Origin of the sequence: Amycolatopsis sp. NPDC023774, from assembly GCF_040639695.1 — a bacterium.
Classification (GTDB): domain Bacteria; phylum Actinomycetota; class Actinomycetes; order Mycobacteriales; family Pseudonocardiaceae; genus Amycolatopsis.
In genome coordinates this window covers 36,108-47,834 of the sequence record NZ_JBFAAJ010000012.1, presented here as the reverse complement: position 1 = coordinate 47,834, position 11,727 = coordinate 36,108, and the positions used below count along the sequence as shown (strand labels likewise).

Below are 11,727 nucleotides of genomic sequence, written 5' to 3'. Positions count from 1 at the left end.
GTTCCGTGCCCGCCTACTTCCGGTCCGATCGGTAACAGCTGTCACCTAACTGACCTTCGCCGTGTCCAGCCGGAACCGGCGCACGACCACCAGCGCAGGCACCACCAGCCAGGCCGCCAGCACCCCCACGGCGAGACCGAGCCCACTCGCCCCGCCCACCGGCATCGTGCCGACGCGGCCGAGCCAGTACGTCGGGACGAAGTGGGCGATCGTGCTCATCCAGGCCGGCATGATCGACAGCGGCATCCACAACCCGCCGAAGATCCCGAGCGGCAGCATCAGCGCACCGGTCATCGCGCCCACCGTGTCGCCCTTGCCGAACAGCCCGAGCATCAGGCCCAGCACCGCGAACGGCAGGGCGCCGAGCCACAGTGCCAGCGCGGTCAGCACCCACTGCGTCGCCGTCAGGTCGACCCCGCGCAGGGCGCCGGCCACGAAGATCACCAGCACCACGGGCAGGGCCATCGCCATCGCTGAGGCGAGCTTCACGAACAGGTAGTCCGGCGCGCGCATCGGCGTGAGGCGCAGCTGCCGTTGCCAGCCGTCGGTGCGTTCGGTGGCCACCCGTGTGCCGGTGAACAACGCGCCGCTCAAGGCGCCGTACGCGCCCATGTTGATCATCGTGGTGGTGCTCGCCTTGAGCCCGTCCGGGCCGACGTAGTCGCCGAACAGGCCGCCGAAGAGCAGGAACATGGCCAGCGGCACGACGATCGTGAACAGCGCGAACTGCGGGGCGCGCACGATGCGCAGGATCTCCAGGCGCAGGTACACGGAGTTCATCGGAGTGCTCCTTCCGGCTGGTCGGTGGTCTCGGCGTCGTTGTCGGCGGTCAGCGCGAGGAACGCTTCTTCGAGGCCGATGGCGGTGATCTCGATGTCGCGCGCGTCCGGGAACGTGGTGAGCAGCGCGCGGATCGCGAGGTCGGAGTCGGCGCACGCCAGCTCGGAGCGGCCGCCCTGGAGGCGCGCGGTGGTGACGCCGGCGAGCGCGGCCAGCTCAGCCTCGTTCACGCCCGGCACCACGGCCCGCAGCACTCGGCCGGAGACTGCGGCGCGGACCTCTGCGACCGTGCCGTCGGCGACCACGCGGCCGTGGCGCACGAGCACCACGCGGTCGGCGTAGTCCTCAGCCTCGGCCAGGTAGTGCGTCGCGAACAGCACCGTGCGGCCGCCTGCGCTGAACTCGTGCATCGAGGCCCAGAACGAGCGCCGGCCGTCCACGTCCATCGCGGCGGTCGGCTCGTCGAGCACCAGCAGCTCGGGATCGCCGGCCAGGGCCAGCGCGTAGCGCACGCGCTGCAGCTGGCCACCGGAAAGCTTGCCGCAGCGGCGGTTCGCGAAGTCCGTGATGCCGGCGCGTTCGAAGACCTCCGCGGCCGGCAGGGGCTCGCGGTACATCGAGCGCATCAGCCCGACGAGCTCGGCCGGCGTGGTGTCGCGCAACAGGAAGCCGTTCTGCACCATCGCGGCCATCCGCCCGGCGTCAACGGCGGCCCGCGCGGCGCCGCCGAACACGCGCACCTCACCCTCGTCGGGCCGGGTGAGCCCGAGCAGCATGTCGATGGTGGTCGACTTGCCGGCGCCGTTGGGGCCGAGCAGCGCCACGACCTCGCCGCGGCTGACCTCGAGGGTCAGCTCCTCGACGGCGTGCACCGGCCCGAATCGTTTCGTCAGGCCTCTCAGACTGAACGCTTCACTCATTCCGTCCCCCATCTACTTTGTGTTGCAAACCTGCTGGGCAACTTTGTAACACAAACCTCGCTGCGATGAAAAGTGCTACGAGCCGCGAACTTGGGTGATCAAGGTCCCCAACAGGTCCTCGGGCGGCCTCCGGAAACGACGAAGCGCCGGGTGGGACTGTGCCCCACCCGGCGCTTCGACCAGTGTTTCAGCTGGTCAGAGGTGACCCAGCAGCGGCAGCGCGTCGGCCTTCGCCTGCGAAGACGCCGACGGGGCCGGTTGCGGCTGCGGCAGCGGCGCGCACTCGACGTCGGCGGTGCGGCCCGGCTTGCGGGCCGGCAGGGCGCCGGTCGCGAGGTAGTCCGCGATCTTGGTGTCCACGCACGCGTTGCCGCGCGGCGTGATGGCGTGGCTCGTACCACCCGGCTCCGCGATCAGCGACGCACCCGGGAAGCGGCTGCGGACCTCGAGGCTGCCCTCGTACGGCGTGGCCGCGTCGAGCGTCTCGTCGATCATCAGCACGCTCTGCACACCCTTGCCGTCGACCTGCACGGGCTTGCTCGCCTTCGCGGGCCAGTAGACGCAGGGCGCGTTGAACCAGGCGTTCTGCCAGGTGAAGTACGGCGCCTTGAGGAAGGTCTGCCAGTTGTCGAGGCGCCACTGGTTCCAGTTCGTCGGCCACTGCACGTCGGTGCACTGCACGCCGAGGTACACGGCGTAACCGTTGTCGCTGTCGGACTCGTAGAGCGCCTTGACACCCGACGGGTCGCCCTTGGTCACGATCGCCGACAGCGCGTCGGCCACGTCGAGCCAGGTCAGCTGGTAGTAGCTGGCCTGCTGGATCACGTCGGTCAGCTCGTCGGGCCCGATCTGCCCGCCCGCGGGCTTGCGCGAGAGCTTGATCAGCTCACGGTCGACGGTCGCCTTCACCGAGGCCTGCGTCTTGCCCAGGTGGTAGGTGCTGTCGTACTTGGCGAGCCAGCCGAACCAGATGTTGATGTTGCGGTCGAAGGCCACGTCCTGGTTCAGGTTCGCCTGGTACCAGACGTTGCGCGGGTCCACCGTCGAGTCGAGCACCATGCGGCGCACGCGCTGCGGGAACATCGTGCCGTAGACCTGGCCGAGGTAGGTGCCGTAGGAGTAGCCGTAGAAGTTGATCTGATCGGCACCCAGGGCGGCGCGGATGGAGTCCATGTCGCGCACCGAGTCGGTGGTCTTCAGGTTGTCGAGCAGCGCCTTCGGGTTCTTCTTGGCACAGTCCTCGGCGTAGCCCTTGGCGCGGTTGAGCCACGCCTTCTCGAGGCTCGGCGTGAGCGGCACGTACGAGGGCCGGTCGAAGCTCGTGTAGTTGTTGTCGCAGGAGAGCGCGGGCTTGCTGGAGCCGACACCGCGCGGGTCGAAGCCGATCCAGTCGTACGCGTCACCCGCGTGGTTGGGCACGTTGGCGCCGACGCGCGAAAGCGTCAGGCCCGAGCCGCCGGGGCCACCGGGATTGGTGAGCATGACGCCCTGGTACTGCGAGTCCGGCGTCTTGTGCTTGATGCGGCTGACGGCGAGCTGCGCCTTCTGGCCGCCCGGGTTGCTGTAGTCCAGGGGCACGGTCACGAAACCGCACTGGGCGCCGGCCGCCTGGAGGCCGGCGTTGTCGCACTGCCCCCACGCCACGGGCGGCGGGGTGTAGGCGGCGGGGGCGGTGGCCGGCGCCGCTGACGCGACGGGCGCGGTGACCAGCGAGGCCAGCGTCGCGACGGCGACTGCCGCGAAGACAGCACGTCTCACGGGAGTTTCCTTCTCTGTCGGGGTTCTCGTCTGTCGGGTCCGCCAGACGTTAGTCGTCATGGCGGCGCCCGGCCGGTTCATCGTGGCGCTCTGCCCGATAGTCCCTACGAAAGGTGGATGGCGGAAATTCGGTTGGTCCCCGTGCCGGGTCGCCGTTACGGTGGCCGCCATGACGATCTTCCAGCGCTTGCGGCAGCTCTAGCCCCGGCGTGACTCTTCACGGCCGCGCGTTCGCGGCCGTCTCCCTTGCGCGCCGGGTCCTCCCTCTTCGACGGAAAGGACCTGCGTCTTTCATGCGCGGACACATCGCGATGGTCGGCACCACCGCGCCGAGCCACATCTACCCGTCCCTGGGCGTCATCGCCGAACTCGTGCGGCGCGGACACCAGGTGGGCTACGTGGTGGGCTCACCCCTCGAGTCGCTGGTCGCCCCGACGGGCGCCCGCGTCGTCACCCACCCGACCTCGCTGCCCCTCGGCGAGGCCGGCGTCTGGCCCGACGACCCGGCCGACGCCATGCGCGTCTTCCTGGACGAGGCGATCGCCGTGCACCCGCGGCTGTTGTCGACGTTCGACGACGACCGCCCCGACCTGGTCTTGTACGACATCGGCGGGCTCGGTGCGCCCCTGCTCGGCGCCCGGTACGGGGTGCCCGCCGTGCAGCTGTCGCCGACGTTGGTGGCTTGGGAGGGCTACGACGATGACATGGCCGAGGCCATGGGCCCGATCAAGACCTCACCGTCCGGTGTGGACTACGCCCGCACGATGACCGCGTGGCTGCGCGAAAACGGGGAGACCGAGGAGGCGTGGACCTGGCTGTCCCACCCGCCGCGGGTGCTGTCGCTCATTCCGCGGGCGATGCAGCCCAACGCCTCCCGGGTCGGCTCGCACGTCCAGTTCGTCGGACCGTGCCTGTCGCCGGACAGGCTGGCGGAGTCGTGGACGCCGCCGTCGTCGGGTAAACCGGTGCTGCTGGTGTCGTTCGGGACGGCCTTCACCGATCAGCTGCCGGTGTACCGGGCCTGCCTGGAGGCTTTTGCCGACTCACCTTGGCACGTCGTGATGTCGATCGGCTCGTTCGTGTCCGCGTCGGACCTGGGCCCGCTGCCGCCGTCGTTCGAGGTGCACTCCCGCGTCCCGCAGCTGGCGGTGCTGTCGGCGGCCGCGGCGTTCATCACCCACGCCGGGATGGGCAGCTGCACCGAAGCGCTGTGGTACGGCGTACCCACGGTGGCCATCCCGCAGGCCGCCGACCAGTTCGGCAACGCGGCGCAACTGGAGACGCTGGGGGTGGGCCGCCACCTCCCTGCTTCGTCGGTGACCGCCGCTTCACTGCGTGCGGCGGTGGACGAGGTCGCCGGCTCCGCCGAGATGGCCGCGCGGCTGTCGTCGTTGTCCACGGAAATCCGCGCCCACGGAGGTATTCCGGCGGCGGCCGATGCGGTGGAGGCGTTCTTGAAGTAACGGGCCGGTGGGGTTCCCGGTCTCCGCCGGGACCCCACGTCACTCAGGCTCTGATCTCATTCAAATAGTTGTAGATCGTGTACCGCGTCACGTCCAGATGCGTGGCCAGGTGGTCCACCGCGTCCTTGATGAGGAAGAACCCCGCCTCGTCGAGCTCGCGCACGACGGCGGCCTTGTGGCGCTTCTTCATCAGGTCCACGGGGATGCCCGCCTTGCCGATGGCGCGCTCTACCAGGAAGCGTTGCAGGCTGTCGACGTCGGGCGGGAACGACTCGGGCCGCGAGGCAGCCGCGTCCGAGGAAGGTGACGTTTCGCTGTTCACACACAGGCAGCCGACCGCCACGCCGTCGGCGTCGCGGAGGAAGAGGGTGGACGAGCGGATCGCGCGGCCGTCCGGGCCGTGGGTGCGGTAGTTGGTGAGGTCCTGCGTGGTGCCGCGGCGGACGAGGCCGAGCAGGAGGTCCGTCATGGGCCCGCCGACGGTGCGGCCGGTGACGTCGCCCGCGATGGCGACGATGGAGTCGGGCAGGCGGGACAGGTCGTGGAGCAGAACCTCGTTGCCGGGGCCCAGCATGGCGGCCAGGCCATCGACGGCGGGGATCAGGGCGGTGAGCAACGCGTGCGTCGCACCGCCCGAAACCACCGACGGAAAAGCCACCGAAGTACGCGGGCGCAGCAGGCCGTCCAAAGCGGACCGGACGGCCTCGGCCGCGGAAACCGGCGTCGACGCGTGCGGCGAGAGGCGGACGTGTTCCGGACGCACCGTCGCCGCGATGCCGGCCGCCGACAGAGCCGCACCCACCTGTTCCGCCGGGTGGCCGGGCAGCTCGAACGCCAGGATTCCGGCCCGACGGTCCACAGCGGACACGATCGACGCGCCCAGCGACAGCAGCACTTCCTCCAAGGCGGCCACGCGTTCGCCGATCCGGCCGGCGATCGCCCCGACCCCCGCCTCCTCCACCAGCTCCAGAGCCGCCGCGAAGGCACCGGACGTGATGGGGCTGAGGTTCGAGATCGACCAGCCGGCGGCGGTCGTGTCGGCGGGGTGGATCTCGTCGTCGAACAGGCCGGGGTCGCGCGCGCCCGTCCAGCCGGACAGGATCGGGTCCATGCGCTCCAGCGCACGGTCGGACAGCACCGCGAAGCCCGTGCCCCAGCCGGCCCGCAGCCACTTCTGGCCGCCGACCACGAGCACGTCCGCGACCTCCCACGGCGCCTCGATCACACCGAAGCCCTGGATTCCGTCGACGACCAGCAGCCGGTCGCCGGCCACCTCGCGCAACGCGGCGAGGTCGGCGCCGTAGCCGGTGCGGAAGTCGACAGCGCTCACCGACACCACCGTCGTTTCGGGCGTCAAAGCCTCGGCGACCCGGGAGGCAGTCACATATCCGGCCGGCAGCCGCCGCAGCCGCACGCGCCCGGCCTGAGAAGCACGAGCCCACGGATACGTGTTCGCCGGGAACTCCCCCGCCGAGACCAGCACCTCACCGCGGGAGTTGAACGCCGCCTGGAACAACCCCAGGCTCGTGTGCGGCAGCAGCACGGTGTGGTCGGTGTCGCTCCCGCACAGCCGCGCCGCGGCCGCCTTCGCGCGCGTCTCCTGGCGCATCAGTTCGTCCACAGTGGACGGACCGGCCTTCGTCGCCGCTTCCAGCAGGTTCGCCGTGGTGTCGAGCACCGCGTGCGAGGGCGGCCCGAACCGCGCGAAGTCGAGGTAGCCGGCGGGCTCGTCGAACTGCAGCAGGTACCGGGGTGAGATCCGCGTCACGAGAGGACCCGCGCGAGGAACTGGCGGGTGCGCTCGTGCTCCGGGTTCTTCAGCACGGTCTCGGGCGGCCCCGTCTCGACCACCGCGCCGTCGGCGAGGAACACCACCTCGTCGGCCGCCTCGGCGGCGAAGGCCATCTCGTGCGTCACGACCACCATCGTCATCCCCTCCCGCGCCAACGTACCCATCACCGCCAGCACCTCCCCCACCAGCTCCGGGTCGAGCGCCGACGTCGGCTCGTCGAACAGCATCAGCTTCGGTTTCATCGCCAGCGACCGCGCGATCGCCACGCGCTGCTGCTGCCCACCGGAAAGCTGCGCCGGGTACGCGTCCGCGCGGTGGGCCAGCCCCACGCGGTCCAGCAGTTCGAGTGCCTCGGCGCGCGCTTGGTCCGCGTTCGTCCCGAGCACGCGCACGGGCCCCTCGACGACGTTCTCCAATACGGTCCGGTGCCCGAACAGGTTGAACCGCTGGAACACCATACCGATGTCACGGCGCTGGCGAGCGACGTCCTTTTCGCGCAGCTCATACAGCTTCCCACCGCGCAGCTTGAAGCCGATCGGCTGGCCGTCGACCCAGACCTGCCCGGCGTCGATGGTCTCGAGGTGGTTGAGGCACCTGAGAAAAGTGCTCTTGCCCGCCCCCGACGGCCCGAGCAAGCACACCACCTGCCCCCGGTGCACCTCCAGGTCGATGCCCTTGAGCACCTCGGTGCTCCCGTAGCTCTTGCGCACACCGACCGCGCGCAGCAATGGTTCAGACACGGGCACTCCTCACCAGCGGCATCCCCCGCAACGCCTTCCCCACCCTCGCCGCGGGCCCGCGATCGGCCGCGCCGAACGAACGTTCCAGGTAGTGCTGCCCGACGCCGGCCACGGTCACCACGACCATGTACCAGATCGCGGCCGCGATGAGCGTTTCCATGACCAGCAGGTTGTTGGACGAGATGTTGTTGGCCGCGTGGATCAGCTCGGTCACGCCGATCACCGACGCCATCGACGTGCCCTTGAGCATGTTGATGAAGTCGTTGCCGGTCGGCGGGATGATCACACGCATGGCCTGCGGCAGCACCACGCGCCGCAGCGTGGCGCCCGGCGTCATGCCGATGGACTTCGCGGCCTCGGTCTGCCCGACGTCCACACTGGTCAGCCCCGCGCGCACGATCTCGGCCATGTACGCACTCTCGTTCAACGCCAAGCCGAGCAGAGCCGCGGTGAACGCGCTGATCAGCACGTTCGTCTGCTCGTGGACGAGGTAACCGCCGAAGGGCAGCGGGATCGAGATCGTCGGGAAGATCAGCGCGAGGTTGTACCAGATGAGGATCTGCAGCAGCACCGGAAGCCCGCGGAAGAGCCAGATGTACGCGGCCGCGAACCACTTCGCCACCGGGTTGGCGCTGCGGCGCAACAGGGCGATCAGGATGCCGAGCACGATGGCCACGGCCTGCGAGATCACCGCGAGCACCACCGTGTTGAGCAGCCCGACGGCCATCACGCGGTAGAACACGAAGTCGGGCACCGAGTCCCACTCGATCTGGGCTTGCGCGAGCGCGAACCCCAGCAGCACGAGCAGGACGACGATGACCGCCGCGCTTACCCAGCGACCCCAGTGTTTCAGCCGGACGATCGGCAGCGGCTCAGCTCCCGCCATTGACGGCCGCCTCCTTGACCGCGCCCTGCTCCACGCCCCAGGCCTGCAGGATCTTGCCGTACGTGCCGTCGGCGATGAGCTCCGTCAGCGCCTGCTTCACGGCGTCACGCAGCTTCGTGTTGGTCTTGGCGAAGCCGATGCCGTACGGCCCGCCCTCGATCGGCGCGCCCGGCACGACTTCGAAGAACTTGCCGTCGCCCGCGGTGCGCGAGATGTAGACGGCGCTGGGCAGGTCGTTGAGGATCGCGGCGACGCGGCCGGTGCGCAGCTGGTTCTGGTTCTGCGTGTCGGAGTCGGTGGCCGTGACGGTGATCGCCGGCTTGCCCGCCTGCGTGCACTTCACACTCTGCGCGGCGGCGAACTTCTGGTGGCTCGTGCCCTGCACCACGGCGACGTTCTTGCCGCACAAGGTGTCCGGCCCGGTGATGCCGTCGGGGTTGCCCTTGCGGACCATGATCGTGATGCCGGAGGAGAAGTAGTCGACGAAGTCGATCTGCTGCTGGCGTTCCTTCGTGTCGTTCATCGCGGCCATGGTCAGCTCCACCCGACCCGACTGCAGGCTCGTGATCAGCGAGCCGAACGCCATGTCCTGGTACGACACCGTCACGCCCAGCTTGGCGCCGATCGCCTTCGCCAGGTCCACCTCGTAGCCGATCGGGGTCTTGCCGTCGCTCGAGTAGAAGTTGTTGGGCGCCGACTGGATGTTCGACGCGAGGTGCAGCGTCTTGGCTTGCGTGACGGCGGGCGGCAGGGCGGCGGCGAGCTGCGCGTCCGGCTTCACGGCGGCGATCAGCGCGCCGTTGTCCGGAATGGGCGAGGCTCCCCCGCCGGCCGGCTGCTGCTTGCCGCCGGCGCCGTCGGGGCCACCGCCGCAGGCCGCGGTGACGAGGGCGAGCGCACCGGTCAGCAGGACGGCCTGCCAGGCGCGGGTACGGGACGGCGACGGCATCGGGGACCTCCAGGGCGTCGTGATGGGCGGAACGGTACAACTCGTTGTTGAAGGGGTCAACAGGCAGTTGAAGTTCGCTGGTCCACCGGGTCTGCGTATCGGAGTCCCGAGGTGCACGGGAGCTACGAAGAGCTGCTTGCCGCCCGTCGATCGACGCCGTCTGCAACCCGACGCCCAACGGCCTCCACGGCCGCTGGACCCTCGCCGCAACGGCCGCCGGCAAGCACGTGCCGTGCGAAAAACCTTTCACCGCCAACGCTTCCGAGGCCCGCCTGGTGGCCGACGCGGCCGAAGCGGCCGGCGTGGTGATGGAGGCCTTCCACTACCACTACCACCCGTTCACCCGGCGCATGGAGGAACTGCTGGCGTCCGGCGAGGCGGGCGAGGTGCAGCACATCGAGACCGCGGTGTGCTTCCGCTGCCGCGCTTCAAGGACATCCGCTACAACCCGTCCCTGGCGGGCGGCGCGACCATGGACACGGGCTGTTACGCCGTCCACGTGGCCCGGGTTCTGGGCGGCGCGATCCCGGCGGTGGCCGATGCCCGTTCCAAGCTGCGGTCCCCGGAGATCGACCGCGCCATGACGGCGTCTTCGCGCTTCCCGTCCGGCGCGACGGGCCGGGTGCGCGCCTCACTTTGGTCGTCGGGCGTCCTGCGCATCAGCGCCCGCGTGGTCTGCAGCCGCGGCGAGCTGCGCGCGATCAACCCGCACTCACCGCGGTCCTGGCACCGCTTGTCCCTTCGCCGCGGCGGTCCCGCTCAGTGGAACGCTTTTCCCACCGGCCGTCGTACGCGTATCAATTGGAAGCCTTCGCCGACGCGGTGCTTCGCGATGTGCCGGCTTTGACGTGCCCTGCCGACGCCATCGAAACCATGACCGTCGTCGACGCGATCTACGAAGCCGCCGGCTTGCGCCCGCGCGTCCCCACGTCCTGACGCACCTTCATCAACGCGAACCCCAGCAGGTTGAGCCCCCGCCACGCGCGGGGCTCGTCCACGCGCTTGTCCTCCGGCGCCAGCCCGATCCCCCACACCCGATCCACCGGGCTCGCCTCGACGAGCACGCGCGCCCCGGTGTTCGCCAGGAACTCGGCCAGCCCGGCGTTCTGCCCGAACTTCGCCGCGTTCCCTGCCACGACGATGTCGAACCGGTTTGCGTTCCACACTTCGTCGTCGAAGCCCCTCACTTCACGGCCGAGTGCCTTCGCCGCCCCCGGATGCCGCGCCGCCCGAATCCGCTCCGCCACGACCTCGTCCCCGAACAGCGTCGCCTTCCGCCACATCATGTAGTGCTCCGCGGTGGCGAACAGGCGGCCGTCCACCTCGAACCCCGCCGGCCACCACTGGCTCAGACACCCCGCCCCGATCCGCCCACCCGGCTCCGGCCGGTGCCCCCAGAACGAGAGGTACTTGAACCGCCGCCCCCGGTCCAAGGCACGACAGAGCTCATCGAACGTCCGCGGCAGTGGTCCCATACGGACAGTGTGAACGACATCGGGGAATTTCGCCCAAAGTTTCCGCAGGTTGACGGGTTGAGGCCGGGTGTTTCGGCGCAACGGGGCGGCCAGTTGGAGGATCGGGGCTTATCGCTGAGTGGGATTCGGGTGGGGTTGCCGGTGGGGAGTTCGCTGGCGCGACCCACCCCCTACCGCACGAGGCGTCCTCATCCCGACAACGCAACTCGACCTGGCCATGCCGTGCGAAATGGCCCATCGCCGCAACGCAACGCCACCCATCCCGCACCTCGGCCCACCCTTGCCGCGCGAAACGGCTCACCCCCACAAACAACGCCGCCCATCCCTCGCCTCAAGCCGACCTGGCCATGCCGCACGAAACGGCCCACCACCGCAACACAACGCCACCCATCCACACCCCAGACCGACCCACCCTTGCCACGCGAAACGGCCCACCCCCACAGACAACGCCGCCCATCCCTCGCCTCAAGCCGACCCACCCCAAACGAAACACAACAGGGCCTCCGAAACACAGCCCCCTCCGGACTCACCCTGGTTCCCCACCACACAAGCGACACCTTTCGCCCACCACAAAACGCAACGAGCCCTCCCAACCGCGGGAGACCTCTCACCCCTCCCCTTCCCCTCCCGGCTCCCCGGCAAGAAGCCTCAGCGCGGTTCGGGGCTGATTGTCAAGGTACTCTTTCCCGCCTTGACAATCAGCCCCGAACCGTAGCCATAATTGTCGGCTTCGGGGAGCTCTCGTTGAGCGTTCTACTCTTTCGCCGCAGGCGAAACTCTTCGGCATCGAAGAAGAAAAGATCGCCTACGGCGGAAAAGAAATGTACATATCACCACCCCGATTTTTCTATCGTTCTACGGTGGTGGGGGTGTGTTAGATAATGAAATATTAAATATAAAAAAATAAACAACCACAGAGAAAGTGAAATAAAAGGGGGGGGCGGGGGGAGGGGGGGTGTAGGAG

The 11,727-nt window shown here is 69.2% G+C and carries 10 protein-coding genes and 1 pseudogene; 3 read left to right on the top strand and 8 right to left on the bottom strand.

What is annotated here, in order from left to right; all coding sequences use genetic code 11:
• Positions 1–45: 45 nt before the first annotated feature.
• The 3 genes from AB0F91_RS24310 to AB0F91_RS24300 form a co-directional block, all read right to left on the bottom strand.
• Complete coding sequence (locus tag AB0F91_RS24310; RefSeq protein ID WP_360600746.1) at positions 46–780, bottom strand: ABC transporter permease; 735 nt, start codon at positions 778–780, stop codon at positions 46–48.
• Positions 777–1,700 (bottom strand): ABC transporter ATP-binding protein, encoded by a 924-nt coding sequence (locus tag AB0F91_RS24305; RefSeq protein WP_360600744.1) that lies wholly within the window; start codon positions 1,698–1,700, stop codon positions 777–779. Before AB0F91_RS24305 ends, AB0F91_RS24310 begins: the two co-directional genes overlap by 4 nt.
• 195 nt (positions 1,701–1,895) lie before the next feature.
• Complete coding sequence (locus tag AB0F91_RS24300) at positions 1,896–3,458, bottom strand: alpha/beta hydrolase (protein ID WP_360600742.1); 1,563 nt, start codon at positions 3,456–3,458, stop codon at positions 1,896–1,898.
• 293 nt (positions 3,459–3,751) lie between these two features.
• Between AB0F91_RS24300 and AB0F91_RS24295 the strand changes: the two genes are divergently transcribed.
• Entirely contained in the window at positions 3,752–4,921 is a 1,170-nt protein-coding gene (locus AB0F91_RS24295) for a macrolide family glycosyltransferase (protein WP_360600740.1), read from the top strand.
• Between the two features lie 43 nt (positions 4,922–4,964).
• Here AB0F91_RS24295 and AB0F91_RS24290 read toward each other — a convergent pair whose 3' ends face one another.
• Genes AB0F91_RS24290 through AB0F91_RS24275 form a run of 4 tightly spaced genes read right to left on the bottom strand, consistent with a single transcriptional unit; the run spans position 4,965 to position 9,288 of the window.
• Entirely contained in the window at positions 4,965–6,689 is a 1,725-nt protein-coding gene (locus AB0F91_RS24290) for an aminotransferase class V-fold PLP-dependent enzyme (protein WP_360600738.1), read from the bottom strand.
• On the bottom strand, positions 6,686–7,453 hold the full coding sequence (locus AB0F91_RS24285; protein WP_360600736.1) for an amino acid ABC transporter ATP-binding protein: 768 nt from the start codon (positions 7,451–7,453) through the stop codon (positions 6,686–6,688). Before AB0F91_RS24285 ends, AB0F91_RS24290 begins: the two co-directional genes overlap by 4 nt.
• Positions 7,446–8,339, bottom strand: coding sequence for an amino acid ABC transporter permease (locus AB0F91_RS24280; RefSeq protein WP_360600734.1), 894 nt, complete (start codon positions 8,337–8,339; stop codon positions 7,446–7,448). Before AB0F91_RS24280 ends, AB0F91_RS24285 begins: the two co-directional genes overlap by 8 nt.
• Complete coding sequence (locus AB0F91_RS24275) at positions 8,326–9,288, bottom strand: ABC transporter substrate-binding protein (protein ID WP_360600732.1); 963 nt, start codon at positions 9,286–9,288, stop codon at positions 8,326–8,328. Before AB0F91_RS24275 ends, AB0F91_RS24280 begins: the two co-directional genes overlap by 14 nt.
• 77 nt (positions 9,289–9,365) lie before the next feature.
• On the opposite strand from AB0F91_RS24275, the pseudogene AB0F91_RS24270 reads away from it, so the two are divergent.
• Positions 9,366–9,539: pseudogene (locus AB0F91_RS24270) on the top strand (Gfo/Idh/MocA family oxidoreductase); the annotation flags it as partial.
• Positions 9,540–9,697: 158 nt separating this feature from the next.
• Complete coding sequence (locus AB0F91_RS24265; protein WP_360600730.1) at positions 9,698–10,135, top strand: hypothetical protein; 438 nt, start codon at positions 9,698–9,700, stop codon at positions 10,133–10,135.
• A gap of 46 nt (positions 10,136–10,181) precedes the next feature.
• On the opposite strand, the gene AB0F91_RS24260 is transcribed toward AB0F91_RS24265, so the two are convergent.
• Positions 10,182–10,763, bottom strand: a complete 582-nt coding sequence (locus AB0F91_RS24260) for an NADAR family protein (protein WP_360600728.1) — start codon at positions 10,761–10,763, stop codon at positions 10,182–10,184.
• Positions 10,764–11,727 lie beyond the last annotated feature (964 nt).

Bases quoted from the DNA above. Each gene is read 5' to 3' on its own strand.
- AB0F91_RS24280 (WP_360600734.1), bottom strand. From the start codon at position 8,339: ATGGCGGGAGCTGAGCCGCTGCCGATCGTCCGGCTGAAACACTGGGGT.
- AB0F91_RS24305 (WP_360600744.1), bottom strand. From the start codon at position 1,700: ATGAGTGAAGCGTTCAGTCTGAGAGGCCTGACGAAACGATTCGGGCCG.
- AB0F91_RS24295 (WP_360600740.1), top strand. From the start codon at position 3,752: ATGCGCGGACACATCGCGATGGTCGGCACCACCGCGCCGAGCCACATC.
- AB0F91_RS24310 (WP_360600746.1), bottom strand. From the start codon at position 780: ATGAACTCCGTGTACCTGCGCCTGGAGATCCTGCGCATCGTGCGCGCC.
- AB0F91_RS24275 (WP_360600732.1), bottom strand. From the start codon at position 9,288: ATGCCGTCGCCGTCCCGTACCCGCGCCTGGCAGGCCGTCCTGCTGACC.
- AB0F91_RS24260 (WP_360600728.1), bottom strand. From the start codon at position 10,763: ATGGGACCACTGCCGCGGACGTTCGATGAGCTCTGTCGTGCCTTGGAC.